Genomic DNA, 26,962 nt, shown 5'->3' with positions numbered 1-26,962 from the left:
AGGCTATGCCAAAGCGACTATTTTCAGACCCAAGATATCATCTATTGGTAGAAGCACTACTGAAAGCCTCTTCTGGAACATTCTCTTACAGACTTCCGATTTCAGAAAAGAAAGATGAGATTGATACACTATCATTACTCTTCAACCATGCAAGTTTATATCTGGCAAAAATGTTTAGAGATTTACAAACCAAATCATATCAATTCATACAACCACGTCTTCTCATCCAAATTGACCATAATCATATGATTGAAGGGTACATAGGAAATGAAGATTTTTTATCCAAGCCTGATATAGAATCGCCACACTTACCACAGTATTTAAGTAAATCCTCCCGGAAAAAATACAAACGTTGTTTTAAAGGAGTTCCGAAATCCACTAATCAGGGATTTGATTTTGGAATTTTAGATTTCAAAAGCCCAGCTGGTCTACTACTTCCATTAAAAGTACAGGTATGTAAACTTAACATGTGGAATCAGAAAAACCGATATATCATCACAGGCTACAATCCTGAAGAGGATATCCCTGAAGTCAATATTAATTCAAAACATTCCATCCATTCCAAAGCGCTAGCTTCTCCCCTTGCTCTAAAGGTCATGGAAAGTGATTCTAAGAATATTTATGACTACCAGTTGGCTCAAAAATTACATCGTATTATTATGGATGGATTGCATCATACCATCCCTTCACTACCCGATATAGCATTTAAAGCCGGAGCCAGTCTTAGTAGAATCAAACGAGTTTTTAAAGAACATTACGGTAAATCGATTCTTCAATATGACATGCAAAAACGTTTAGAAGGAAGCCTGGTCATACTTGAAGGAGGAGGAATGAGTATTAAACAAATAGGGAATCATTTTGGGTTTAAGACCGCCGCCCATTTCACTCAGCGCTTTAAACGACATTTTGGAGTTACTCCATCTCAATATCGGAAAGATTACTTCAGCGGAAGAAATTAAAGCTGCACAAGTCTCGTATTGAATTTAAAAGCCAATCAGGACAATCGCACCCCACTCCGCAATAGTTTAAATCATGACATTTACTAACAAATAGTATGGAAATGCATCAGTATCAATAGAAGCATCCATAGACCTGATATAAAAGTAAATGATCATGAGCGACAATCTATTGCAGCACAATGACAAAGATGTTAAGACTGGGAAAGCAAAGCTTTATCAAATTTTCCGTGGTGTTTTATTATTCTATTTTGTTGTCTTGTTAAGTTATGCCGGTATCAGTAAATTTATTGAAGGTAACAGTCTATATATCGCACTGATCAATGCTCCATTATATCTTAATAAAGCAGCAGCCGATCTTTTAAAATGGTGGATACCGATCATAGAAATTTTACTAGCCATAAGTATAAGCTTTAAAACTACTCGAAGGATCGGCTATTTAAGTATTGCTTTATTATTTATTTTTCTAAGCCTTTATGCCGGCTGGATTACCTGGTTTTTACCCAACAAGCCCTGTAGTTGCGGGGGACTGATCTCCTTGTTGAGTTGGAAGCAACATGTGGTATTTAACCTGGTTAATCTTATACTAAGCTTAGTAGCCTGGTATATTACGAAACGACCGGTTAAGGTGACTACCAAAAAAATACAATCATAAAAATAAAACCCTATAAAGAATTTCACGCGTGAGTGCAGCGAGAAGGTCTATCTGTTTAAACTAGGACTATTTTATAAATTCAAAACTTACATGTTATGAAAACCAAATTTTTAATCCCGGCACTAGCCTTTGTTAGTGCGATCGGAATGTCGTTTACAACAGCGAATCAGCAAGAAAGCGATTATATTCGTGTTGATGATCAATGGGAAGCTATTCCTGAAATTAATTGTTCGCCACAATCCAATGATTGTTTAGTGACAAGAAGGGGTGAAGGACCATTTGATGTTTATGATACCATGGATTTAAACTCCAAGAAAGAAGGAGACGGTAGCATTACTGTTTTACCTTAATAATAATCTAATTTTCTAAAAAATGAGGCACACTACATCACAGTGTGCCTCTTATTGTTTAATACATAGTAAATTTAAATAGGTGTTCTTCCTTCAAAAAATCTTCAGCAAAGCTTTTAATTTCATCAATGGTCAATGATTGCAGAAATTCAAGTTTCTCCGCTTTTTTAAGAAAATCTTCTTGATAGTAATTCTTGTTATAATACTGATAAAAATCGTTTAATGAGCGCGGACTTTCTGATGCTAAACTGATTCTTTTTTCAATTTCCTGGTATACTTTCGTATATAAATGATTTTCTATTTTTCCTGCCCGTAAGTCCTTAAAAATTATACCGGTAGCTTCTTTAACCTGCTCAAATTCTTCCTGGGTACAATCCATTTTTGTCATCAATTTATATCGGTGTAGTACGTCATCATAAAACCCACCCCCTATAAGATCATACAATGCGAAATCTTTATCGAATCTCAGCGCAAAAGTCTTTTCTAGCAGGATATTCCCAAGAAATTGAACTTTTAAGTTTTCTTTCCAGGAGAAGGGTTTAGGCTCAGTAAAAGATATCGTAGAAAATATTATATTATCACTAGGCTTGAAGGACTGAAATTCCACTTCATGACTTTTTAATGTCATAACATCCTTTCTATTGTAAATATTAATTTCTTTTAATTTTACAGGAATTACCGGTAAATTCCCCAAATACTTCTGTGACAATTTTAGCATAATTTCTTCATCATAATCCCCGTAAATGATGTAGGTGAACCGCTCACTTTGCAAAAACAATTTGCTGTACGCTTCTAGCATTCTACCCAAATTAAGTTTTTGTACCTGTTCTACAAAAGTACTTCCCATATGGAAAGCGATATCGTGGGTTTTCATATATTCCTTAATATGATTTGAAAAGTTAATTCCACGCAGGTTGTATGTAGGATCTAATAAGCTTTTTGCTATGCTGTTCTTCCAATCGTCAAATGCAGCTTTATCCTTACGTGGTTTGGATACGGATAAAAAAATCAGTTGCATTAAATTTTCAATATCTCTACTATTTGCTGTAACTTTTATGCCTGTCTCATTGGGATTTATATACTGGTAGTAATTTAACCCCTTATATTTGTTGGTAAGATGCTCTAGTTGAAATTTATCAAAATTTCCAATCCCGGAATGTTTTACCAATCTGGGGGCATACGAAGCAGCGTAAAAATCTCGCTCCGGCAAGCTTAAGGCTCCTATAGGGCTAAAGCCATGAATTTCAACTTTGTTTTTTAACGTGGTATCGTTAACCAAGATAACCTCTAATCCATTATTTAACCTGTAGCGATTATATTTCGTGGAATCCTGAATTTGGGTATATGCCTTTGGCTCTAAACTTTGTTTCAGTGAATCGGACATTAGAACTTCAGAAATTTCATTGTTTTTTCTAATTGAAGTTTTATGTTCTTTCAGTGTGTTGTCAATTAGGTTTGATATATAATTTTTAGCAATAGATTTCTTGTGCCCCTTAGCCACCATAATCATCATATTCTTCGGTTTCTTTCCAAAAAAAGTTTCTATTTGGGAATTAAAATCCCTGTATGACAATTTTTGCAACCAGTACTTAATCATTGTTTCCTTTCCATCGACAAGCAATTCCTCATGCAAGAAATTATTTAGGATTTCTTTTTCCCAATAATATAGTGGTGCATTTTCCTTCTTTTTGAGCATTGATAATTTTCGATTTTTAAGAACATCCCACTCTTCCTTTGAAACCCCAAAAGATCTAAACATATTTATGTTGTCAAATACCGTTTCCAAGGTGTATTCTACATCCTCGGGATCTGTCATAATCTCCATCCAGATCAGTGATGGTGAGTTCATAAAATTAGAATAGCCCTTTATTAAAAAGTCAAATTTCGGGTTATATACTTCTCTCAAAGATGCCATTTCCTTTTGGAAGGCTTCGGCCATTAATTCTTGTATAATTTTCTGTTTTAATCTATCGATCCTTTCCTGAGTAGATATTGGTTTATCCTTATAAGGCTCATCTCGATAAAACAAGTTTATGCTGACCCTGTGATCATCTACCTCTAAGGGTACCAAGCGTTCCAAAACTTCAAATTGTGACACTCCGGATGGATCAATAACACTGCAAGCTTCTAATTTTACTTTGGAATTTGAGTTTTTTAATTCCCCAAACATGAGTTTGATCTTGTTAATAAGGATTTCCGGTTCTACCACATTCCCTACGATTCTTATGGCCAGGTTTTGTGGCTGATAATAATCCTTGTAAAACCTTTTAATGTCACTAAGTTGTACAGCATCTACTTTCTTATCATATTCATATTTATTGGCCATACAAGGAAATACATTCTGAAACAAAAGAGATTTATTGACCGATTTAGCGGAGGATTTAAGCGCATTTTCCTGCTTAACTAATTCCTTCTCAATTCGTATATCTTTTGAGGATAATTTCAATCCCTCTGCGATATCCCTAAACCAGATGAGTCCCGTCTCCATACTTTGATAATTTCCGACATTTGCGTTATATGTATAGGAAACCTCTTCATAGCCTGTAAAAGCATAAAAATCTCGTCCAATACCTCGATTGCCTATTGCCGTGAGTAAACTATCGGAATTTGCGATGCCATTCGGAAAATGTTCACTTTCCCTTAATGACAAATGTTCAAGAAGGTGGGCTACTTCGTACTGATTTTTATCTTGAACTATCGATCCTGCTTTAACTATAAGATTCATATGCAATTTAGTTTCCGAAGGGATCGATTTTATATAATACCGTAAACCATTGGATAGACTTCCCTGAATAAGGTTATCTTTAGCTTTGGTCACCTGGGCTATGCTCTCCACCGGAAAAACCAATCCTAGTATCATCCAAATTGAAATAAACCAACCTATGTATTTATTTACTTTGCGCATCATTCTAGTATCCCTCATTTTGAGTTAAATTGGAATTTATCCGGCGTTCTTCAGCAGGAATTGGATAGTAACTATCAGTGGATTGCCAGGAGGTTTTCTTAGGGGATAACACCTCGGTAGTTTTATTCATTCTTTTTAAATCAAACCATCGATGTCCCCATTCGGTAAAAAGCTCCCTTCGTCGTTCTTCCAGTATTAGGGATTGTAGGGTTTCCATATTCCAAGAACTATTCTTATCTAAAGCCTCAATACCTGCCCTAGTTCGTATTTTGTTAATATCATCTATAGCAAGATTGATCTTATTCTTCATTGCCCTGGCTTCGGCACGAATTAAATATTGTTCGGCCAAACGAAGAACCATTGAATATTCGGTAACATTCCCGGTGCTGTAGCGATCTTTATATTTATGTGCGAAATAGACAGACTCTACTTCACTAAAGTCTATCCATTTAATCAGCCGCGAATCATTTTCCGCAAACGTATCTATTAAATCCTGGGTAAGTGCCAGATTATAACTTGCTGATGCTCCCGGCTCAATAATGTATAGCGCTCCCTCATAGGTCTGTGTAGTAACCTCGCCATTTCCCAATGGCGAAATTTGCCATATGGCTTCCCTATTATTCATCAGAAACACTTCATTTAAATCAGATAACAATTCATAAGAACTTGTTTTTGAGATCACGCGATTACTGTAATCTAATGCCATTTCCCAGTTTTCCAGGTATAAATAAACCCTGGCCATCAAAGCATAAACCACATTTTGATTAACGTAGGTTCTTTGATTCTGAACATATTCCTCGGAAAGCAAAGACGCTGCATCTTCCAAATCTCTAATAATCTGATCATATACTTCCGTTGCTGAAATTCTTGGAGCTTGAGCATTATAAGTATAGTCTGTAGTTAACAGCAACGGTACATCTCCATACAGGTTCACCAGATTGAAATAGGTGAACGCTCGAATAAAAAGAGCCTGTCCCTCCACAGCTTGCTTAAAGTTTTCATCTAAGGAGGATTCTTCTAAGCCTTCCAGTAAGGAATTAGTTAAATAGATCAAATTATATGCACTCGACCATAAAGAAAGATTTCTGCTATTATCCGGTAAAATTTCATTTTCCTGAAACTCTAAATAAGTAGGATTACTTTCACGAATTAATCGAAGATTATCAGCGGATAATGCGGTGAGATTGGTGACGCTATTCTCAAATCCATTACTAAAAGCAAGTACGAAAAGTTGATTATATATACCTTGCATAGCACTTTCGGCAGCGGTTTCATCTTCGAAAATATCAGCTCGCACCATTTTGTTGTTTGGTGCCTCGATACTCACAAAGTCTTCGCAGCCTGCCAGGATTACACATAGGACTATAGCGATATATTTTGCAATGTTTTTTGTATTCATAATTATTAAAAATTAAGTTGAATTCCAGCTGTAACGGTTCTAAGTCCCCCATAGGAATTCCCTGTCTGGGGTCTTTCCGGATCAAGACCTTTATACGGCGTGATGGTAATTAAATTTTGTCCATGAATAAATAGATTCGCTTGTTGTATGGCCAAAAACTCCAATATACTCTTTGGTATTTTATAATTAAGAGAAAGCGTTTTTAGCCTCAGAAAAGAGGCATCTGTATAGAAAAAAGGACTGTTCTGTACATTGGCATAAGCAATAAGACCAAATATCGATTGTGAGGCCATTTGATATGGGCTGTCAGCATTTAAAGTTTCCAATGCCTCCTGGCGTTGATTACCAATTCGACCAGCGTCCATAAAAAGGAGCGTTCCCTCCTGCTTTACAAACTGCCACAAAAAGTCTAAAGAAAAATTTTTATAGGTAATCGAATTGTTTATTCCACCATAATATTCCCTTACCAGTGCTTTAGATTCTATACGGTCATTATAATCATAACGACCATCACCATTTATATCTGCAATAGCATAGTATCCCGTCTCAGGATCTATACCTTCATATTGGTAAAGCCACCTAATACTTAAAGGTTCTCCAATCTGATAGGTGTTCTGATAGCTGGAATTTTCCAGATCGGGAAAAGCGATAAGCTTGTTTTCCGGGAAACTTATATTAAAGGAAGTTTGCCAATTGAAGCCTTTGGATTGAATATTACGCGTATTCAATTCAATCTCCCATCCCTTATTCTCTACTGTCGCCGGCAAATTGGCCTGAACAGAATTAAATCCCGTCATTGCAGGCAGTGAAAGCCCTACCAATTGATTAGAAGATCGATTTCGATACCAGCTGATGGCCAAATTGATTCGGTCTTTTAAAAAACCGAGCTCGATTGCCAGTTCTAACTTTTTATTGGTTTCCCAGGAATAGTTAGGATTAAAAAGTTGTGTAGGATATAATCCCGAAGGGCCCATGGTTACTTCATAAGCATCCAGGTATCCATAATCCCCAATCTGATCATTCCCTGTCGTACCGTAACTTCCTCGAAGTTTTCCAAAACTTAACCAGGAAAGTTTATTTCTAATCAATGACTCTTCTGAAAAAATCCAGGCAGCCCCTATTGCTCCAAAATTAGCAAAACGTTTTCCGGGACCAAACCGAGAAGAGCCGTCCCTTCTTCCAGTTAAGTTCAGGTAATATTTATCCTGCCATTTAAAACCAAGGCGACCAAAAATTGCATTGTACTTATACTCTGTATCCAGATAAGAATTTCCTGTGATAGATTCTGCCGCGGCCAGGTTTCCGATAAGAACATCAGAAACATAGCCAACACCTGTTAGTTGCTCCGAATGACCGGCATTCTTCTGGAATGTCGTTCCTAAAATGGCATTTACTGTTCCTCCTAAAATGTTCTTTTCATATAATAACTGAGGCTCAATAATCCAGGAAGATCGGTTAACATTCGTATGTGTTGATTGGTGTGCTCTATTATAATTGGGATTGTAAGAATAAGAAGGCATTTTTTGAATTTCCCGGCTTTGCAGATCGGTATATCCCATACTGGTTTTAAAGTTTAATCCTTCCAGCAGTCGATAGGAAATACTTAGATTAGCCATAAAGTTATTCACACGGCTTGTAGTATTATTAAAATAACCTGATAGTGGATTATTTTGTCCAACAGCGAGCCAGTCATCCCAATTAAGACTACCATCTTGATTTAATACTGATGGCGCGTTAGGCGGAATCGAAAAAGGAAAAGATAGAAGGCTAGTTGCTCCTACCAGATCGTTACGGTCAATCCCATAATTTACGGCAAGGTTAAGCTGAAGTTTATCATCTTTGCTTCTATGATTTAGATTTAAATTCCCTGTTACTTTTTCATACTTAAAATCTGTAGGATAAATCGTTCCCTGGTTAAGATAGGTTCCTCCAAGGCGAAAACCAGTTTGACTACTTCCCCCCGAATATTGCAAACTCGCATTAGTAACCGGGGCGGTACCCCCTAAAAAGTATTCCTGCCAATCGGTATACCCATTTTGCTCCCATACTAAAAGATCGTAAGCATTCGAGTTGGTAGGTTCTACCCCATCATTTTCAAAAGCAGCCTTTCGCACCTTTAAATATTCCTGGGTATTAAGCATTTCCATAGGATTGGGAAGACTTGACGCTCCGGTATAAAAACGCGCTTCAAGCTGACCTTTAGCGGTCGTTCCTTTTTTAGTTGTTATAAGGATTACTCCATTAGCACCCCGGGAACCGTAAATAGCGGTAGCATCAGCATCTTTAAGCACTTCAATACTTTCGATATTAGACAGTCCAATGGTATTTAATGGATCTGCCCCTCCTCCATATTGGCCTATCAGAGAAACGCCATCAATTGGCGCTGAATTAATGGGAATACCATCAACTATATAAAGAGGCAGATTCCCCTCTTCCCTAAGACTATTAGTCCCACGGATTTGAATACTTGAAGATGCTCCTGGAATCCCTATAGTTGGTGTAATTTCTACCCCGGCCATTCTACCCTGTAGGGCCTGCAAGGGATTAACTAACGGCTGATTTTCTATCTCAGCAGCACTTACTTTTACGATATTCCCGGTACGTTCCCGCTGGGTGGTATTATAATACCCGGCATTGATGACCACTTCCTCCAGCGCATCAATAGAACTTACTAAAGTGATATCACCAGAAAAGGTTTCAGTTACCTGAACTTTAAATGCTTTAAATCCAATATAAGAGTACACCAGGGTATCCCCTACACTGGCGGTAATGGTATATTCACCATCCAGATTGGTCATAGTACCGGTAGATGATCCCGAGACAATGACATTAACTCCGGGAATAGGAACACCTTCCTTATCTGTTACGGTTCCGGTAATTTGTTGTTGAACAAAAAGTTTAGGTTTATAAGTAGAAAGATGATAAAAAGGGCTTGCATTCATCTTCCCTAAAAAGAAAAATGAACATAAAAGGGGTATTAGCACTGCAATATTGCAGCGCTTGTAATTATTTTTCATAATTTCGCTGTGGTTTTGTGTTACTTTAATAGTTCATCAAGCCATAAGCCTTCCCCAATGCTTCCAACACGCGGGAAGGCTTTTTTTAGCTTAAAGCCTAGCCTAAGGCTAATTCAAATGTGTGGTTTTGCTTTCTTTTATTCTTATAGATTTTATTTTAGATTACACAATCATTACATCATTTTAGGGCATACCTCACCCACCCATCACCACAGCAAAATTTAGGGTTTGCTGCGATTCCCGGAATAACCACTAGGAAGCTCCCAATGGATTACCAATAAAAAAGTAGGGTCTTAAAACTGCAAAACCAGTATTAATATTTATAAGAAGAAAAGCTTTGAATGAAGTCTAAAAAAAGAAAGGGCATGGTGACTTACTTATGCTATTGAGGCACTGGTATACCTGTGTACAATAAGCAAGCCCACGCCCGGGTCGTGAGCATTATGCTTATCCTCTCGTACACATAAAAATTACCAGTTTTCAATAGCGAGATTCAAAGCGAATGCTTCTAATATTTTACTTTAAGAAGTTTCGCAAATTAATAATTCAATGCTAATATAGCAATTTTATTAATTATGCGGATTTTTGTCCGCATAATTCTTATGTTAAAATTTTTCTTTTGTTCTATGCAAAAGATTTATAGGGACATTAATAGTTGTATTTCAGTTTGGATTAAAAATGCCAAATCAAATCGTGAATTTGCAATAAGTCATAATATTGATGAAAAAACAGTAAGACGATTATTAGATGAAAAAGAATATCGAATATCCATTGGTACTCTGCAGAAGATATGTGAATCCAGAAATCTTTCCCTTTCCGATTTTTTTAAATTAGTTGAAAAATTACGGTAAAATAAACGTTTACATGATTTTATAATTAATAACTTTTCATGTTTGTTGATTATTAAATTTTAAAATTCTTCTGTCAAAACTAAATATTACATTTAAATTATTCATTTTCTTTCCCGAGATTAGGATCAGTCGTTCAGTTTAGTAAATTTGCCTTTAACCAACTTTAGGTTTAAATACTAAAGGGCTTATTATTTCTAATCTGTAATATATGCTTTCAAGAGAAATACAAAATAAAGTTCAAAACTTATGGGATCGTCTCTGGTCGTCTGGATTTGCGAATCCTATATCAGCCATAGAACAAATTTCCTATTTGTTATTCATGAAACGATTGGAAAATTTCAATTCTTCTGTTGGTGATAATTATAAATGGAGTAATTACAGTAAACTCAAAAATGACAATGAGTTAGTTAGTAGAGTTAAAAATGTCTTTCAGTTCATTAAAACTGAATTAAGTAAGGAGGATGAACCTTTTGCTCAAGCAATGTCTAACGCTTCATTTGACATAGATAATCCAAACTTGCTTAGAAATGCTATTGAATTTATCGATTCTATATACGAGGATATCGATAATGAAATAAATAACAAGAATCAGCACTTTCATGATATACAAGGTGATGTTTATGAGCATCTTTTAAAACACACATCTGAGGCAGGAAAAAATGGGCAATTCCGAACCCCTCGGCATATCATTCATATGATGGCTGAATTACTTGATCCAGATTTGGATGGTAAAATTTTAGATTTAGCTTCTGGTTCGGGAGGTTTTTTGGTTGGAGCTTTTCAGTACCTAATCACCAAGTATTCTAAATCTGTTAAACCAGATGATGATGGTTTAATGAAAGGAACAGACGGAAGTAAACTAACCAAAAACCAAAGAAAGAAATTAGAGGAAGAGACTTTTTACGGTTTTGATATTGACCGAACTATGGTTCGTATTGGTGTGATGAATTTAATGATGCACGGCATCTCAAAACCTCATATTGTTTACTTAGATTCTCTATCTACTGCTTACGAAAAATGGGAAGCCGATCGTCTATCCATTACTTTAAATATAAGAGACAAAAGTTCTTTAGCAAATCCAGCTTTGCAAGGACAGTTTAAGTACATAATGGCAAACCCTCCATTTACAGGAAAAATTGATAGTCCTAGAGTAAGCGAAAATTTAGATCGTATTTACCCGCCTGCGTATGAAGATAGAGAAGAAACTAAACGCAAAAAACAAACAGTACAGTCTGAATTGCTATTCTTGGAAAGGATGGTTTACATGTTGGAGGAAGGCGGACGAGCTGCTGTTATTGTTCCGGAAGGAGTTCTGTTTAATTCAGGAAAAGCACACAAAGCGGTGCGTGAAGTTCTAATGACTGACTGTAATTTAGATGGTGTAATCTCAATGCCAAGTGGAGTTTTTCAGCCTTATACTGGGGTAAAAACTTCTATCCTATTATTCACAAAACGTAAATGGAAAAACGGTTCTGACAAACCACAAAACACAGAGGTATGGTTCTATGGAATGGATTCAGATGGTTACACCTTGGACTCTAACAGAAAAAGATTGAAGGAGTCTCCTTTACCCATGGTTATAGAGCATTGGAATAACAAACCGCGAGAAAATCAATCAGATAGAAAATTGATTCATTTTAATATTCCTTTCAAAGAAATTAAGGATAATGGATTCGAATTGAATTTCAACTTGTACAAGGACTTTATTTATGAACCACAGGAGTTTGAACCCTCTGAAAAGATTCTAAAGAAGATCACGGAATTGGAATTAGAGATTAACCAAGGACTTGAAGAGTTAAGAAATTTTTAGTGCTATGGAGTTTGTAGAATATACTATCGGTGAGCTAGCATTAGAAGTGAAAACAGGTAAAACACCTCCGACCTCCAATCCCGAGTATTTTGATGGAGAGAGACCTTGGATTGGTCCATCAGACTTAAAAGGACAGAAACTTGCTAACGATTCTGAAAGAAAAATTTCTGAAATAGCCTTGGAAGACAAGAAGGCGTTTTTATACCAATCAGGAACAGTCCTTATTTCTACGATAGGAGATATCGGGAAAACGGCAATTGTAAAAAAGCCTGTTGCGTCAAATCAGCAATTGACAGGAATACTAGTGAATGAAGAAATCATTCTTCCTGAATTATTTTATTACTGGATTAGATTGAATAAAAGGGTTTTGGAAAACAAGGCCAATACTTCAGTATTGTCAATGCTTAACAATAAACTCATCAAACGAATTAGAGTTGTTTTCCCAAAAGACTTTGAAGATCAATACAAGATTGTCGGTCGACTTAATAGAATCCAAGAACTCATTGATAAACGAGTAGATACAAATCAATTACTTGATAAATATATCCGATCTGTTTTCCTAGAGATGTTTGGTGACCCTGTTTTGGACAATAAAAAGATCGGAAAGAAGCCTCTTTCCTTTTTTGGTGAATGGAAAAGTGGAGGAACCCCTTCCAAAGACATTCCTTCCTTTTTCACAGGAAATGTACCATGGTACACATCTGGAGAATTAAATAATACTTTTTTAAAGGAAAGTCTAAAGAGAATTAGTGATGAAGCAATTTCAAACTCAAGTGCAAAATATATACAAAAGAATAGTTTATTGATTGGTATGGTTGATACCGCAGCCTTGAAATTAGGCATAACTACAACTATATCTGCATGTAATCAAAATGTAGCCTTTTCAAAATTAGATCCTAGCAGATGTACGACTGAATTCATCTATTATTCTATTCTTTTGGGTAAAGAATATTTTTTAACCAAAAGAATTGGAGCAAGGCAAAAAATATTAAGTGTTTCAAAAATTAAGAACCTTGAAGTCACAAATCCCAGTTTAGAACTTCAAAAAAGATTTACACATAAAAATGATTCAGTTGAAAAAATGAAAGGTTTATTAAACCAATCACTGAATTCATTAAAAACCCTTTTTCAAGCAACACTTCAAGATTCTTTTAATGAAGAAAGTCAAATAAACGAAGAGGAAGTATTTGAATCTCTTTTGCAAACATTCACTAAAGAAGACTTAAAACAAGGCGAACGTTTAGAACACCTTTTGAAATGGATTGATTGTAAAGAACCTCGATTCTCTGAGTTTGAATCTTATGATCTTGCTTGGGACAGGTTAAGAGAGTTGCTAGAAGATGGAAGCATTGAACAGGTATTGGATGGAAATGAAATAAAACTCAAAGTTGTAGAATGAAGCTTCTAAAATTACATATCAATTCAGATTATGGAAGTATTAAAGAAGGCTTTAAACTACAATTCAGAACTCCATATGAAGATCAAATTCCTAGTCAACTAGATTGGACTGATTTTCACCCTTTCTGTTTCGCAGGACTAAATGGAAGCGGCAAATCAAATGTTTTAGAAGCACTTGCTAATATCTTCTATCATATTGAGAGTTGTGCAAATGTCAATCAACCCGAAAACTTTCAAGACAATTTTAGGCCTGAAATCTGTAAACCCAATGCTTTTGGATTGGAGTATTATATATGTCAGGATAAGGAATATAAAATTGAGAATTTAATCAAGGTTTGTATTAGCAAGAAAGAAAAAAGAAAAAAGGATGATGGTCTTCCGGTAATGACTTATCAGCCCTTTCCCTTTGACAAGGAGCCTATACCCGTTTCAGTCGTTGCAGAAAAGTTTGCTTCCAAACCTGCACCTGCTAAACGTTATTTACCAGATTTGGTAATTGGGTATTCTTCGGGTGAAAATGAAATTTTAAGTATTCCGTTTTTGAAGACTCGTCTTCTTCACTTTGATGAATACCGAGTTGCTCTAGAAAAGAAAGCAGAATATAAAGAGCCCGAAAGTAGCTTGCTATACGTTGATTATGAAATGAGTCAAGCTGTTCTTTTAGCTAATTTAATATTTCAGAAAAAAGAAGTCCTAGAACCTTTGCACAAAGAATTGGGAATTGCTGATATTATTCGTTTTCGAATGAATCTTAATCTACATCTCCATGAGAACAAGAGGATTCTTGAACAATACAAAGAAGTTATAGATGCTTTTAAACGGTGTGCTACGACATGCTACGAAGAGAAAGATAAACTGACTCTAGATTTTTGGATAAACTCGGCTAGTAAAGAGACTTTCAAAGCCAACTTTTCAAACAACCCTTTTAAATTATTTCAGGCTTTTCAAATTCTTTATACCCTAAATTATCGAACCGTAAAACCTGAAATTAAATCAGATGTATATCAATCTAAAGGATTTTACACGGATGGGAAAGTACCAAATCCTGAACCTCAGGAAAAAGTATTCTTTTTTCTAGACTACTATATCAAGAAAAAATATCCTGATTCTAAAGAAGCTGTTCCATTGCTCATGAAAAATCTTTCAGATGGCGAACAACAATTTCTTCATACAATGGGGATTTGTCTGATGCTGAAAGACAAAAGTGCTTTGTTACTATTAGATGAACCTGAAACGCATTTTAATCCTGATTGGCGATCAAAGTTTATCCGAACTCTAAAGAAGAGTTTGGATCACTCACAAAGTAACAACCTTATGACAGATATTCTGATAACATCTCATTCGCCTTTCATTATTTCAGACTGCTATCCTGATAAGGTAATTGCTTTTGAAAAGAATAAACAACCGATAAATGCAAGGGATATGAACTTTAGAACGTATGGTACTTCCGTTGATATCATCATGGAAAACATTTTCAAAAAGCGAAATACAATTGGTGATCTTTCCAGAAAAGAAATAGAAGACATACAGAAGGATATTGCAAAAAGAAAGAAATTATCCCCTCAAGAAGTTCAGGAATATAAATTGCTTACAAACCATCTTGGTGATTCAATGGAAAAAATACTATTGTTCGCACGACTAAATGAATTAGAAGATACTGATGCTTAGAGTCTATAAGTCCATATCACATGACATTTACAAAGCTCATAACTTGATCGAGTATTTGGTTAATGAGGTATGGTGTAAGGCAGATAAAAAGCAATGTAAGAGCAAACTCAATGATGAACTAAAAGCCTTATACGAAGATCAACCCTGGTTTCAAGAACAGGTTAAGGCTATTTACAAAGTTTGTAAATCACTAACAATTCAGGAAAAAGAGGATTTTAAAAATGCATTTGCCCACAATAATAGGATTGAAGAACTATGTGCTGGAACAATTACTCCTATAGCCCTGAGTACTCTAAATGAAGGTCTAATCAAAGTCCTAAAACCTTTCTTCAAAGAGCTATACACCAGATTTTTAGGTTGGAAAGTAATTCGGGATACATATGGAGAAAAGAAAACCTACTATGATGAATTGAACTTGAAGAATGGTTTCGTTGATTGCCCTTGCTGTGGTTTCGGGGACTTGAAGACAATTTACTCAAAAGGGAGGTCAGCATTTGACCATTACCTTCCACAAAAACACTATCCCTTTTCTTCAACGAATTTTAACAATCTGGTTCCAATCTGTACAACTTGCAATTCAGATGAAAAAGGAGAAGTAGATGTACTCAAGGAGGGCAAACCAGCTTATTATCCCTTTGCTAAAACTCATCCAAGTATTGAAGTAACTGTTAATGTGGACAAAAAAGCCTTAAAAAAACTAATTGAACCAACAGACGATCTAAAAAGTAAAATCACCAAATCGGAAATCAAAGTAGATTTTAATTTGAAAGATGATAAAACTGAATCGTGGGATAGAATATTTGACATCAAATCAAGATACTTTGAAAGAATTAGCAGTAATAGAATTGGTTGGTTTACTAAAGTTGACAAACATTACAGAAAGTATAAAGAAAAGATTAATAATTACTCAGTAGAAAATGCCTTTGATGACGTAATAGAGGATGATTCTGATGATCAGTTGGGCTTCTTAAAAGCACCTTATTTAGAAAGTTTAAAATCTAATAGGCATTTAGTAAAAGCGATTGGAGAGGTGGCTGGAAGCTCGAAAATTAATGATTAGCCAACGCAAGTTCAAGCACATTGCATTCCTCGTTCCTGCGGTTGCAAAGAGCTTTCTCGCCAACGCTAGAAACGAAATTAAAGAAATAAACAAAACTACAATTTAGACCATAACCGCATTTTTGGCTTAACCAGCTTCTTTAGAGATAATAATCTTATTGCAGGTAGTATTATAGAAGTTGAGGTATCCCAAGAACAAATAAAAATTAAACTAAACAACATTGAGCCAGTATTAGAGAACGAGGAAGAAGAGGACGATGAAACTTTATCGATATGTCGGGCTTATCCTCCCAAATGAAAGGTAATATTGGCGAAGATTGGGCAAAAGAAATCATTTTATTGTACAGCCAGGGCTTGCTCAATGTCTACAAACCTGTAATTGATGATAGGGGGATCGATCTCATCGTATTAAAAGAAAAGCTCTACACACCAATCTATTTACAGGTAAAAACACGCTTTAATGTACACAAACGTAACCGTTTAATCTTAACCATTAACGGCAACACCTTCAAACCCCATCATTCCTATTATATCGTTGCATTTAGCTTCGATCAAAGCAAAATGAAAATGAGTGATAAGATACTACTTATCTCTTCGGAAGAAATCCCAACTTTAGGCAGTCAACTTTCAGATGGTAATTGGCGTATTAGCGTGTCTATGACCGGTGGCAAAACCACCGGGAAATATAAAAATTATTTAGTGAGCAAAGAGGAGTTTGTAAACACACTTTTAGAACGTATAGAAACCATTAGTTCGATTATAAAGTAAATGTTCTATTTATAAAGACTAACAGCCGATTCTAGCTTCCTTTTGATGTTTCTTCTAAGAACCCGTGGTGCCAATACTTCCAGGCTATCACCAAAACCTAAAAGCTATCGCTCCAATTAAAAGTTATGATTTACTACATCATACCTATCTATTTTAAAAATGATCATTGAAATTCTTTGAGTTCTAACTTAAATTAAAATACACTCAGCCTCACACATTGAGGCTTAGCAATTAAAATTTCAACTATCAAGCCTCTTTCTCAAATCCTCCATATCCTTACTTATTTTATCTTCTAAAACACGAGCATAAATTTGTGTCGTTGCTATTTTGGTATGTCCCAATAGTTTCGATACTGTTTCTATAGGCACTCCGTTGCTTAAGGTTACTGTGGTCGCAAAAGTATGTCGAGCCATATGAAAGGTTAAGTTCTTTTTAAGGCCGGCAAGAATAGCAAGTTCTTTAAGGTATAAATTTACTTTTTGATTGCTGCATTGTGGTAATAACGTATCAGTAACCTGGGTAATAGGATGATCTCTATACTTTTCTAAAATTTTGAGAGCTGGTGCTAGTAAAGGTACTTTAACAGCGCTATTCGTCTTATTCCGTTTTGTTATAATCCAGGCTTTTCCATCTATTCCTACACTTATTTCATCTTCCAATAATTCTATCAAATCTCCGTAGCTTAAACCTGTATAGCAACTAAAGATAAATAAGTCCCGAATGCGATCTAGCCGATCAAGCGGAATCTCCATATGTTGTAGATTTGACAATTCGTTCTTAGAAAGAAAATCCCGCTCCCTTTTTTCAAAGGTCATTTTCCATCGTCTAAAGGGATCTTTATCGAGCCATTCTAAATGAAAAGCCAAGGTTACCATTTTACGCAAGCGCTGGATATGTTTCATCACCGTATTATGGCTCATCGCTTTATGATGACCTTTGGGATAGTAATTAAAAAGAAAAGCTTCAAAATCACTCAGAAACTTATAGTCTAATTGTGAGAGGTAAATATTTGTTGTCCGCAGCCTTTGATGTACATATTCCTTAATATACTTCTCACTTACTTTAAAATTCCGAATACTCCCGGCACTATGCGTATTCCTAATTTTATCCTGATGATATTCGATAAGCTCATTTAAGGTTTTGGAACTCCCTCCTTCCCCATTGAATTCAGCTTTAACCAAATCTGAAGTAATCAACTTTCCTTTGAATTTAAGATCTTGATAAATTTGATGGAATCTTGCATAATTCTGATCTAGGAATTCATTGATCTCAAGGGTTTTCTTAGAATTCCCTTTTAAGCGCTTCGTTTTAGAATTCCAAAGATCTATTGAAGCATATCGCTTTAAACTAATATTGGCCCGTTTCGAATTTACGGTAATACGGGCATAGATTAGACTTTGATTATTTTTGACTTTCTTTTTATTAAGCCAAAAAACTACCGAAAATGTTTTTGATGTACGCATAATAATGCATTTTTAAAGTGAATAATTCAGTTTCTGGAAGTCAAATCCACCTTTAAAAATTATAACATCTAAAATCTATAAAATACACCTGAGGTGTACTTTTAATTTAGAGGTATACTTTAGCTACCAAATAGAATGAAATCATACCATTTTAAATGTTCCTCTAAAAACGCGAAAACCACGCAATTCCTAGGATTTGCGTGGTTTTATAATCATTTATCTTCTTCAAAAGTGACCCCCGCAGGATTCAAACCTGCAACCTTTATTATTTGATTTCATTTAAAGATAAATAGGTCAAATGAATTTAAAAATCATCATAAAAAAAGAAACACAAAAGGACTTCCTCATATATTGAAAAAAATATCATCCGTTTAATTTTAAATCAACAAACATCAGGATTTATAATATATCTTTCAACTTCTCCATATCGTCCGAAATTTTGGAATCAATTACCCTTGCATAAATTTGAGTTGTGGAAAGCTTTGTATGTCCCAGAAGTTTAGATACTGTCTCAATTGGGATTCCGTTTGACAAAGTTACCGTGGTTGCAAAAGTGTGACGAGCTACATGAAATGTAAGCCTCTTTGATATTTTGGATTGCTTTGCTAACTCTTTTAAATACTGGTTGATTTTCTGATTGGAATATACAGGGAGTAAAAACCCACTGACTTTAGATTCACTTTGATATTTTTTGAGAATGGCTTTTACCCTCGGCAGCATCGGTACTTTAAAAAGTTTGCCGGTCTTTTCTCTCTCTTTTACAATCCAATTATTCCCATCAATACCTTTTACAATATGTCTTCGTTCCAATGATTTAGCATCGCCATAAGATAATCCGGAATAACAGGAAAATATAAAAATATCTCTTGTTCTGGATAGGGTTTCTCTTTCCAGATTTAAGTTTGCCAAAGTTTCAATTTCTCTTTGAAGCAAATAATCTCTTTCCTTATTCTTAAAATGCAACGAATATCTCGCAAAAGGATCTTTTTCGATCCATTCCATTTTTAAAGCAAGATTGCTTAGCTTTTTTAAGCGTTCCAAATGTTTCATCACCCCATTATTGGTTGGTCGTCGTCGATGTGTTTTTGGTTTATAATTGCGAAGGAAATGTTCAAAATCAGTGATAAAACGATAATTAAGTTGTTTTAGATAAATATCTTTGGTATTCATCTTCTTGTTCAGGAATTCTAATACGTACTTTTCAGTCGTATAGTAGTTTTTCATCGTTCCTGGTTTTAATACCGAAGTCATTTTGGTATTATGATAGGTCATAAGTTCGGCTAAAGTCTTATAGGAATCATCTAATCCCAAATAACGAGCTTTAATGCTTTTAGCGCTTAAATGCTTATTTTCTTCCTGAAGTTGCCTAAAGGCCTCGTAAATTTTATTGAAGATACGATCTAAGGATTTGTTAACCTGTAAACTCTCTTCGCTATAGCCTTTTAGTCGGCTACGCTTCTCATTCCAGAGGTTTAGAGTAATCCTGCGTTTAAGACTGAGTTCAATACGTTCTCCATTTACGGTAATCCGTGCATACAACGGAGCAGTACCATTTTTTGCTTTTGACAATTTTGGAGTAAAAATAATTCCAAAACTTACGGCATTTTTCATAGTGTTTCGTTTTCAAATTAGACAAAAAGGCGTGAAAACGAAAGTCAAATCAATATGAGCTACAATATACTTAAAAAAAGGTCACCGAATAGGTCACCGAATCGGACTCATTTTTAATGATTGCAAATGATATGATAAAGTACCTTAAAAGTAAAAAAACCTTGAAAATCAATAGATTAACAAGGTTTTTGATGCCATTTATATATGGCCTAAGTCGGGATGACAGGATTTGAACCTGCGACCCCACGCCCCCCAGGCGTATACGCTACCAGACTGCGCCACATCCCGATTTAAGAAGCACAAATTAAATAGTATAGTTTATATTTTCCAAAATATTTTATAAAGATATAATTGAAAGATTTTAAAATTATTTTATTACTTTTTAGCAAAATGCTCCATAAAATGATCGGGATGTGCGCCTGTTCTTTCATTATTGTCTAACGAATCAATTTCCTTCACCTCATCTACCGATAATTCAAAATCAAAAATAGCAGCATTTTGTTCAATTCGATCTTGATGAACACTTTTTGGAATAGTAATCACTCCTTTTTGCAAATCCCAGCGAAGGACTATATGGGCAGGCGATTTTCGATGTTTTTCAGCAATATTTTTAATAATCTGATTATCTAAAATTTGTCCACGCATTAATGGTGACCAGCCTTCGTACTGAATGTTTTTTTCAGCGCAATAATCAAGCATATTTTGCTGAAGCAATTTTGGATGAAACTCATTCTGCAGCACCATTGGTTTTATACTTCCGTTTTCGATAACTTCATCCATTTGATGTTCTACGCAATTACATAAACCAATAGCTTTCACTTTACCAGACTTGTAAATTTCTTCCATTGCGCGCCAAGTTTCAGTTAAAGTATCGGGTACCGGCCAATGGATTAAATAAAGATCCAAATAATCCAAATTCAATTTTGCCAAGCTTTTATCAATCGCTTTCAAAGTACCTTCATAACCTTGATCATCGTTCCAGACTTTACTTGTTATAAAGACATCCTCCCTATATAATCCGCTTTCTTGAATGGCTTCTCCTACACCATCTTCATTTTTATAAAAACTAGCTGTATCGATATGGCGATATCCAGCATTTAAAGCGTAATTTATAGCATTTTTCACCTCTGCACCATCTTTAGTTTTATACACCCCCAGCCCTAAATAAGGCATTTTTAAACCATTGTTAAGACTTACAGTCCCATTCACATCTGTAATTTTCATATACTTTTTCTTTAGTCTAAGATCGAAAATTTGGATTGAAAATTAAAATGATATATTAACAGATAAATGCATCGCACACGAGTAATTATTCGTTTTTTTGTTATCGCTTTAAAATGAAACAATTCTTGCTATCTATTCTACATTAACGATGTTATGAACAAAAGTATGCCCTACGAAATACTTTCGATTTCTAATCTCGATAATAAGCCATTAAACCTGGGGTATTATTTAGACAGTGATATTATCTCTACTAAATTAAATTGCGTATATAATGCCGAGCAAGCGATCTCCTTCATTAAAAAATTTAGAACACATATAATTTTTATAGACCTAGATAGTTTTAAAGACGATGGTTTAGAAGAACTGGAAAGCATTTTTTCGTTTACCACCGCCATTCCGATTATAATTATTAGCAATAAGCTAAATCAAAAATTTAGAATGTTATGTTTAGAAAAAGGTGCATCAGACTATCTTGTAAAAAAACATTTAGATTCATTTGCTATTTACAATGCGCTGAGACAAAATATTGATCGTCCCAATTATTTTAATGCCTTAGAAGAAGCAAAATCGAGCTACAATCAATTATTTCAATTGTGTCCTCAGCCAATATTTGTTTACGATCTTGAAACTTTACGTATTATTGATATTAATGAAGCCGTTCTAAGAAAGTATGGGTACACTTATCAGGAGTTTTTATCCAAAACAATGGATGATATTCGATCTGATGATACAATCACTGAGACGGTAAAAAAAGCATATGAGAATAATAAGTATTTAAGAAAAAGCTACCGTGGCATTTTAAAGCATTGTACTAAAAATGGTGAATTATTAGATGTAGAAGTGCATACCAGCATAATCACTTTCGGAGGAAAACAAGCAAGAATCGTAATTGCGATCGATATAACAAAACAACTTACTTACATTAAAGCCATAGAAAATCAAAACAAAAAACTAGAAGAAATTGCTTGGACCCAAAGCCACGTAGTTAGAGCTCCTTTAGTAAGAATGATGTCTTTAGTGTATATGCTTGGCGAGAATTTTGAAGATAATACCGATTTCTATTTAAAAGAAATAACCAAATCTGCTGAAGATCTTGATCAAATTATTCATGAAATTACGGCAAAAACAAATCCAGATTTTGAAATTTAGATAATCTAACAGAAAATTCCCTTCAAAATCTCTAATTAGAATCCTTTATCTAATAAATTTACTCATTAAATTGTTATAAATTTTTATATTCATAGTACCCAAATTTCATGAGTAAACTATGTATGCTACCAAAATGAATCTATTAAAGAAATCTACCTTCAATTACTTAACAGTAATTTTATTTTATTTATGCTTGCAAACTAATGCATTTTCGCAGAATTATAGTTCAGATGAATTGTTTACAATGGCTAGAGAAGCTGCTTTTGAGGAAGACAATTATCCAAAAGCAATTAAATTATCTAAGCAAGCTCTAGTTCAAAGTCCAAATTATACGGGTATTCGTGTTTTTTTAGGTAGATTGTATACTTGGAGCAAGAACATAGATAGTGCTCGTGTTGAATTTGAGAAAGTCCTAAAAAACAATCCAGGTCACGAAGATGGATCTTTTGCTTATGGAAGTTTAGAATACTGGAATGATGACTCAAAAAAAGCTTTAAATATTATAAATAATGGTTTAGAAGCGCATCCGGATTCTGAAAATTTATTACTACTGAAAGCAAAAGTACTTAAAGATCTAAAAGAATATAAATTAGCTCAGGAAGCAAATAGCCGACTTTTAAAAATCAATCCCGGTAATACTGAAGCTCGTTCTTTAAGTCAGCGCTTAACGACTCTTTCAGCAAAAAATCAAATTGGATTAACTTACGATTTTGTTTATTTTGATGAGCAATTTGATGATCCATGGCATCTTTCCAGTATCGATTATAGCCGGCAAACAAAATTAGGGTCTGTAGTTGCAAGAGTAAATTATGCAAACAGATTTCGCACCAATGCTTTTCAGTTTGAAGTAGATGCTTATCCCAGTATTTCTAAAACATTTTATGCATACGTAAATGCAGGAATTTCAGATAAAGAAGGAATATTCCCAGACTATCGCGCGGGATTTTCATTATATGCTAATCTCCCATGGGCAATGGAAGCAGAGGCTGGCTTTAGACTCCTTGGCTTCGATGATGAAACTTGGATTTATACCGCTTCTGTAGGGAAATACTATAAAAGCTTTTGGTTTAATTTCAGGACTTTTTTAACGCCTTCAAACAGTTCAGTATCTCAATCTTTTAGTTTAATTACTCGTTATTATTTAGGAGGTGCTGATGATTATCTAAATTTAAGAATTGGTACAGGTCTTTCCCCAGATAATCAAACCAACAATATTTTATATAATAACGGAAATCAATATCGTTTAAAATCGAATAATATTTTTCTGGGCTATCGTAAGACATTATGGTCTACAAATGTAGTTTTTATTGAAGGCGGACTAGAGAATCAGGAATATAGACAAGGAGAAACTGGCAATCAGTTTACAATTGGAGTAGGATATTTAAAACGTTTTTAAAATGCTAAAAAAGCGTTTAAAACACATCATCTTAATTTTAATATTATTAACTCCGGTTTTTATGTTTTTGGCGTGGTTTTTTACGCCCAAAACAAAGATGGTTGCAGCCATTATAGATAAAACTGTTTTAACTAAAGAGGGCCAGGAACATATTTCTTTAGACTGGATTCTTAATTATAAAAAATACACCAAAACTTCAACCAAATTCTATAAAAGAAGCGCAGATTATTTTGGTTTTTTCCCGAAACAAAATGAAGAATTTGAACTTAAAGGTCTAGAACGATTCCCTTCAAACAAAATTGAACAACTAAGCAATGATGCCGATTTGGTGTATTTTACTGATACCTACGGAATTTATACCAACGAGTGGTATGAGCAAAAAAATCAAACAGAGCGATCGGGTATTGTGTATGGCGGATTGAAGGAGAATGATATGGAGTTGCTTCAGAAAATGAAAGATAAAAACAAATTGGTTATTACCGAGTTTAATACGTTTGCATCCCCTACCGCTTTCGATATCCGTAGAAAATTTGAACGGACTTTTGGTATCCAATGGACAGGCTGGACTGGTCGTTATTTCGATAATCTGGATACTTTGGTTAACAAAGAATTACCGCGTTGGCTTATTAAAAATTACTTAAATCAACATGGTAATAAATGGCCGTTTAAAAAATCGGGAATTGCTTTTGTACACGAGAGTGACCAGGTAACCATTTTAGAAGACAGTATACACTTAGAACGTGAAATCCCGCAGATTTTAAGTAATGACTACGGAAGAAAACGCTTCTCCCTGCCAGAGGAAATGAAATATCCATTTTGGTTCGATATTGTTCAAAACAATTCGGCAATCAATAAAACCGCTGCAAATTATAAGCTTTTTACCACTGAAAAAGGCAGCCAGGAATTAAAGAAATATGGTATTCCAAATTCGTTTCCAGCGGTAACTTATCATGTAGATAACGATTACGAATTTTATTATTTTTCCGGAGATTTTTGCGATAATCCAATTACCATGGGAACCTCATATTTTAAAGGAATTGGTGTTTTTAAGCGATTATTTTATAATGATAGGGATAAAACTGAAAGAGCTAGCTTCTTCTGGAAATTTTACCGCCCAATGCTTCAAACTATTTTAGAAGATTACCAAGCAAAAATTAGCAGCAAAAATAACGAATCTTAGTTGGCATATTTCGCATAAACTGAATCCGGAATTATTTTCCCTCCGTTGGTAATTATCGCGTTCTTTTGCTTAAATCCATTGTAAGCATCCAAAATGCTTTGTTGCTGCTCGGGATCGTTTACTGGTCTCGATCCCATATTTTCAAGAATCTCATACAGGCGATCACCATTAAGATGGTATTTTCCAACTATGTAGTCTTTCATATTTACTTTTGTTTGGATTAATGGAATGCGATGAACATTTCTAAAATTTACCACAGTGTCTAAGCCTTTTCCTAACCAACTATAGTTTTCGGGAAGATCCATTTTATAATTCGATTTCAGCAAATTTAAAAGACTGGGGGTAACATCTTGGTGTGAGGATATCGAAGCTATTTCTGAAGTTCTGCTAAGCATTGGAGAATACATAATTAAAGGTACATGATATCGATCTATAACAGTAGCCATCGGGATTTCGGGTAAACGGTGATCGCCTGTTATTAAGAAAATAGTATTCTCAAAATCTGGTCTTTTCTTGTAGCTATCAAAAAATTCTTTCAGCATTTCATCGGTATACAAAATACTGGCGTATTGATCGCGATAAGAACGGTAATCTTGCTTTTGAGAATCGGTAAACTCCAATTGCTCCATACGCTGTTCAAAGCGATCGTAATACTCCTGCTGATGATTAATTTTAAAAGGGTTATGGGACGATACTGTAAGTAAAACGCCTAATTGTGGCTTTGCAGCGCTATCTGAAGGTCTTGTTTTTAAATATTCTGTATAAAGTGCTTCATCATCATATCCCCAGGTAAATCCGTTTATTTCTGGTAATAATCCTTCTTTTGTAGAAAACTCATCTTTGTCGATTAGATCATCAATATTATTTCTTCTTAAATACAGTTCCATATTATCGAAACTCGCATTACCACCGTAATAAAAAGAGGTTTCATAACCATTATGCTTTAAAAGATTAAGTAACGAAAGCTGATCGGGCATTTGTTCTCCCAATCCCAAATAACCACTTTGCGCAAATGGCAGTGATCCCAAAATAGAAGGTAGTACAGCAAAAGTACGCCCACCCTGACTAAGAAAATTTTTCCAATACAAACTCTTAGTAGAAAGCGAATCTAAGAAAGGCGTCCAGTTTCCTAAATATGCACCTTTATTTGTAAATGCGCGTCCTAAACCTTCGACCAAAACAATAATAATATTCGGCTTTTTTTCATTCAAATTAAAAAACGGAGAAAGAACATCGCTATCTAATTCGATGTGATAAAATGGATAATTTACTTCATCTAAATATTCAAATGCGACAATCGAGTTATCAAGATTATCGTAAATACCAATATAATTATCAGCATAAATATCTACATCGTAATCTGTTTTTGGGAAAAAGTAATAATAGAAGCTCGTAAAAAAATAATCAGATTTATTGGTGACCAGATTACTAGCATAAGTGGTTTGTAAACTTATCTGCTCCCATCCTGAAATGTCTGGTGTAAAAAATACAATAACAGAAGCTAAAGGATAGATCACGGAGACAAACAATGGTAATTTTATGAATTTTGGTAACCACCACAAAATAGCTATACAAAAACCAATAACGACTAAAAATTGAAGTATCGCTATAAAACTCAATCCACCAGAAGCTCCCAATGTTTGCTGAACATCTCCTAAGGAGTAACTAAAAAGATCTGCCCCAAGTAAGTTTAAAGAAGTAGTAAAATATAAAACCAAACCGGTTTGTATAACTGCTGCGATACAAATAAAAGTTTTAAAAATAGCTTTAGCCGATTTAGGATGAATTACATAAAGAATCGCATAAAAAATATAACAGAAAACGCCCAATTTCAGCCAAAGTAGAACATCCATCCAGCAGCTGTAAAACAGTAAATCGAAGAAGTTTTCTGGTAAAGAATGCAATGCTTCATTGTACAAAAGCTCTAAAATACTTAGCAGAAATAACAACAAAAGCCAAACTAGTGAAATTGAAAAAAAATCTCTGGTAGCATTTATCAATTTCTCTCTAAAACTTAGATGTTCAAATTGTTCCTGGTACATGCAAGTATTTTGTATACTACCAAAATATTAAAAAAACACCTCAATGTTAAAGAAACTGCAT

20 protein-coding genes and 1 tRNA gene are annotated in these 26,962 nt (G+C 34.7%); 12 read left to right on the top strand and 9 right to left on the bottom strand.

The window, feature by feature from the left end; translation table 11 throughout:
• The first annotated feature begins 5 nt into the window (after nucleotides 1-5).
• The 3 genes from PBT91_RS05390 to PBT91_RS05380 all read left to right on the top strand — a co-directional run bounded on the left by PBT91_RS05390 (nucleotide 6) and on the right by PBT91_RS05380 (nucleotide 1,961).
• Nucleotides 6-959, top strand: coding sequence for a helix-turn-helix domain-containing protein (locus PBT91_RS05390; protein ID WP_270060758.1), 954 nt, complete (start codon nucleotides 6-8; stop codon nucleotides 957-959).
• Between the two features lie 154 nt (nucleotides 960-1,113).
• A complete protein-coding gene (locus tag PBT91_RS05385) occupies nucleotides 1,114-1,611 on the top strand; it encodes a MauE/DoxX family redox-associated membrane protein (protein ID WP_270060757.1) in 498 nt (165 codons plus the stop codon).
• 95 nt (nucleotides 1,612-1,706) lie between these two features.
• Nucleotides 1,707-1,961: a DUF6520 family protein gene (locus PBT91_RS05380; protein ID WP_270060756.1), complete on the top strand. Its 255-nt coding sequence runs from the start codon at nucleotides 1,707-1,709 to the stop codon at nucleotides 1,959-1,961.
• A 58-nt stretch (nucleotides 1,962-2,019) separates the two neighbouring features.
• Here the strand turns inward: PBT91_RS05380 and PBT91_RS05375 are convergent, their stop codons facing one another.
• From PBT91_RS05375 to PBT91_RS05365, 3 genes are read right to left on the bottom strand one after another with little or no spacing between them, the layout of a single operon-like run.
• Nucleotides 2,020-4,884 (bottom strand): M16 family metallopeptidase, encoded by a 2,865-nt coding sequence (locus PBT91_RS05375; RefSeq protein ID WP_270060755.1) that lies wholly within the window; start codon nucleotides 4,882-4,884, stop codon nucleotides 2,020-2,022.
• A complete protein-coding gene (locus tag PBT91_RS05370; protein WP_270060754.1) occupies nucleotides 4,871-6,265 on the bottom strand; it encodes a RagB/SusD family nutrient uptake outer membrane protein in 1,395 nt (464 codons plus the stop codon). The genes PBT91_RS05375 and PBT91_RS05370 overlap by 14 nt, the downstream gene beginning before the upstream one ends.
• A gap of 5 nt (nucleotides 6,266-6,270) precedes the next feature.
• Nucleotides 6,271-9,282, bottom strand: coding sequence for a SusC/RagA family TonB-linked outer membrane protein (locus tag PBT91_RS05365; protein ID WP_270060753.1), 3,012 nt, complete (start codon nucleotides 9,280-9,282; stop codon nucleotides 6,271-6,273).
• Between the two features lie 575 nt (nucleotides 9,283-9,857).
• On the opposite strand from PBT91_RS05365, the gene PBT91_RS05360 reads away from it, so the two are divergent.
• From PBT91_RS05360 to PBT91_RS05335, 6 genes are all read left to right on the top strand, one after another.
• Nucleotides 9,858-10,133 carry a helix-turn-helix domain-containing protein gene (locus tag PBT91_RS05360; protein ID WP_333474236.1) on the top strand — a complete coding sequence of 92 codons (276 nt, stop codon included), beginning with the start codon at nucleotides 9,858-9,860 and terminating at the stop codon, nucleotides 10,131-10,133.
• A 208-nt stretch (nucleotides 10,134-10,341) separates the two neighbouring features.
• Complete coding sequence (locus PBT91_RS05355; protein WP_270060751.1) at nucleotides 10,342-11,943, top strand: class I SAM-dependent DNA methyltransferase; 1,602 nt, start codon at nucleotides 10,342-10,344, stop codon at nucleotides 11,941-11,943.
• Between the two features lie 4 nt (nucleotides 11,944-11,947).
• Complete coding sequence (locus PBT91_RS05350; RefSeq protein WP_270060750.1) at nucleotides 11,948-13,342, top strand: restriction endonuclease subunit S; 1,395 nt, start codon at nucleotides 11,948-11,950, stop codon at nucleotides 13,340-13,342.
• Entirely contained in the window at nucleotides 13,339-15,009 is a 1,671-nt protein-coding gene (locus tag PBT91_RS05345) for a restriction system-associated AAA family ATPase (protein WP_270060749.1), read from the top strand. Before PBT91_RS05350 ends, PBT91_RS05345 begins: the two co-directional genes overlap by 4 nt.
• 55 nt (nucleotides 15,010-15,064) lie before the next feature.
• Nucleotides 15,065-16,069 (top strand): hypothetical protein, encoded by a 1,005-nt coding sequence (locus PBT91_RS05340; protein WP_270060748.1) that lies wholly within the window; start codon nucleotides 15,065-15,067, stop codon nucleotides 16,067-16,069.
• 293 nt (nucleotides 16,070-16,362) lie between these two features.
• Nucleotides 16,363-16,836 (top strand): hypothetical protein, encoded by a 474-nt coding sequence (locus PBT91_RS05335; protein WP_270060747.1) that lies wholly within the window; start codon nucleotides 16,363-16,365, stop codon nucleotides 16,834-16,836.
• A gap of 5 nt (nucleotides 16,837-16,841) precedes the next feature.
• Here the strand turns inward: PBT91_RS05335 and PBT91_RS17645 are convergent, their stop codons facing one another.
• The 5 genes from PBT91_RS17645 to PBT91_RS05315 all read right to left on the bottom strand — a co-directional run bounded on the left by PBT91_RS17645 (nucleotide 16,842) and on the right by PBT91_RS05315 (nucleotide 21,134).
• On the bottom strand, nucleotides 16,842-16,910 hold the full coding sequence (locus PBT91_RS17645) for a hypothetical protein (protein ID WP_443089643.1): 69 nt from the start codon (nucleotides 16,908-16,910) through the stop codon (nucleotides 16,842-16,844).
• Between the two features lie 165 nt (nucleotides 16,911-17,075).
• Nucleotides 17,076-18,299, bottom strand: coding sequence for a site-specific integrase (locus PBT91_RS05330; protein ID WP_270060746.1), 1,224 nt, complete (start codon nucleotides 18,297-18,299; stop codon nucleotides 17,076-17,078).
• Between the two features lie 399 nt (nucleotides 18,300-18,698).
• Entirely contained in the window at nucleotides 18,699-19,910 is a 1,212-nt protein-coding gene (locus tag PBT91_RS05325) for a site-specific integrase (protein WP_270060745.1), read from the bottom strand.
• A 214-nt stretch (nucleotides 19,911-20,124) separates the two neighbouring features.
• Nucleotides 20,125-20,198 (bottom strand) — tRNA-Pro (locus PBT91_RS05320).
• Between the two features lie 87 nt (nucleotides 20,199-20,285).
• Nucleotides 20,286-21,134 (bottom strand): aldo/keto reductase, encoded by an 849-nt coding sequence (locus tag PBT91_RS05315; protein ID WP_270060744.1) that lies wholly within the window; start codon nucleotides 21,132-21,134, stop codon nucleotides 20,286-20,288.
• A 165-nt stretch (nucleotides 21,135-21,299) separates the two neighbouring features.
• Between PBT91_RS05315 and PBT91_RS05310 the strand changes: the two genes are divergently transcribed.
• From PBT91_RS05310 to PBT91_RS05300, 3 genes are all read left to right on the top strand, one after another.
• On the top strand, nucleotides 21,300-22,283 hold the full coding sequence (locus PBT91_RS05310; protein WP_270060743.1) for a PAS domain S-box protein: 984 nt from the start codon (nucleotides 21,300-21,302) through the stop codon (nucleotides 22,281-22,283).
• Nucleotides 22,284-22,401: 118 nt separating this feature from the next.
• Entirely contained in the window at nucleotides 22,402-23,679 is a 1,278-nt protein-coding gene (locus PBT91_RS05305) for a YaiO family outer membrane beta-barrel protein (RefSeq protein WP_270060742.1), read from the top strand.
• A 1-nt stretch (nucleotide 23,680) separates the two neighbouring features.
• The gene (locus PBT91_RS05300) at nucleotides 23,681-24,859 is read left to right on the top strand and encodes a hypothetical protein (RefSeq protein WP_270060741.1); all 1,179 of its coding nucleotides are present in this window, start codon (nucleotides 23,681-23,683) and stop codon (nucleotides 24,857-24,859) included.
• Here the strand turns inward: PBT91_RS05300 and PBT91_RS05295 are convergent.
• Nucleotides 24,856-26,901 (bottom strand): LTA synthase family protein, encoded by a 2,046-nt coding sequence (locus PBT91_RS05295; protein ID WP_270060740.1) that lies wholly within the window; start codon nucleotides 26,899-26,901, stop codon nucleotides 24,856-24,858. The two genes, PBT91_RS05300 and PBT91_RS05295, sit on opposite strands and share 4 nt — an antisense overlap.
• Between the last annotated feature and the right edge of the window lie 61 nt (nucleotides 26,902-26,962).

It is taken from the genome of Zunongwangia sp. HGR-M22, from assembly GCF_027594425.1.
Taxonomy (GTDB): Bacteria; Bacteroidota; Bacteroidia; order Flavobacteriales; family Flavobacteriaceae; genus Zunongwangia.
This window is presented reverse-complemented; position numbering and strand designations above follow the sequence as displayed.

What these genes read in the sequence shown, in the direction of transcription:
- PBT91_RS05390 (WP_270060758.1), top strand. Translation starts at nt 6, where the DNA reads ATGCCAAAGCGACTATTTTCAGACCCAAGATATCATCTATTGGTAGAA.
- PBT91_RS05385 (WP_270060757.1), top strand. Translation starts at nt 1,114, where the DNA reads ATGAGCGACAATCTATTGCAGCACAATGACAAAGATGTTAAGACTGGG.
- PBT91_RS05380 (WP_270060756.1), top strand. Translation starts at nt 1,707, where the DNA reads ATGAAAACCAAATTTTTAATCCCGGCACTAGCCTTTGTTAGTGCGATC.
- PBT91_RS05375 (WP_270060755.1), bottom strand. Translation starts at nt 4,884, where the DNA reads ATGAGGGATACTAGAATGATGCGCAAAGTAAATAAATACATAGGTTGG.
- PBT91_RS05370 (WP_270060754.1), bottom strand. Translation starts at nt 6,265, where the DNA reads ATGAATACAAAAAACATTGCAAAATATATCGCTATAGTCCTATGTGTA.
- PBT91_RS05365 (WP_270060753.1), bottom strand. Translation starts at nt 9,282, where the DNA reads ATGAAAAATAATTACAAGCGCTGCAATATTGCAGTGCTAATACCCCTT.
- PBT91_RS05360 (WP_333474236.1), top strand. Translation starts at nt 9,858, where the DNA reads ATGCGGATTTTTGTCCGCATAATTCTTATGTTAAAATTTTTCTTTTGT.
- PBT91_RS05355 (WP_270060751.1), top strand. Translation starts at nt 10,342, where the DNA reads ATGCTTTCAAGAGAAATACAAAATAAAGTTCAAAACTTATGGGATCGT.
- PBT91_RS05350 (WP_270060750.1), top strand. Translation starts at nt 11,948, where the DNA reads ATGGAGTTTGTAGAATATACTATCGGTGAGCTAGCATTAGAAGTGAAA.
- PBT91_RS05345 (WP_270060749.1), top strand. Translation starts at nt 13,339, where the DNA reads ATGAAGCTTCTAAAATTACATATCAATTCAGATTATGGAAGTATTAAA.
- PBT91_RS05335 (WP_270060747.1), top strand. Translation starts at nt 16,363, where the DNA reads ATGAAAGGTAATATTGGCGAAGATTGGGCAAAAGAAATCATTTTATTG.
- PBT91_RS05330 (WP_270060746.1), bottom strand. Translation starts at nt 18,299, where the DNA reads ATGCGTACATCAAAAACATTTTCGGTAGTTTTTTGGCTTAATAAAAAG.
- PBT91_RS05325 (WP_270060745.1), bottom strand. Translation starts at nt 19,910, where the DNA reads ATGAAAAATGCCGTAAGTTTTGGAATTATTTTTACTCCAAAATTGTCA.
- PBT91_RS05315 (WP_270060744.1), bottom strand. Translation starts at nt 21,134, where the DNA reads ATGAAAATTACAGATGTGAATGGGACTGTAAGTCTTAACAATGGTTTA.
- PBT91_RS05310 (WP_270060743.1), top strand. Translation starts at nt 21,300, where the DNA reads ATGCCCTACGAAATACTTTCGATTTCTAATCTCGATAATAAGCCATTA.
- PBT91_RS05305 (WP_270060742.1), top strand. Translation starts at nt 22,402, where the DNA reads ATGTATGCTACCAAAATGAATCTATTAAAGAAATCTACCTTCAATTAC.
- PBT91_RS05300 (WP_270060741.1), top strand. Translation starts at nt 23,681, where the DNA reads ATGCTAAAAAAGCGTTTAAAACACATCATCTTAATTTTAATATTATTA.
- PBT91_RS05295 (WP_270060740.1), bottom strand. Translation starts at nt 26,901, where the DNA reads ATGTACCAGGAACAATTTGAACATCTAAGTTTTAGAGAGAAATTGATA.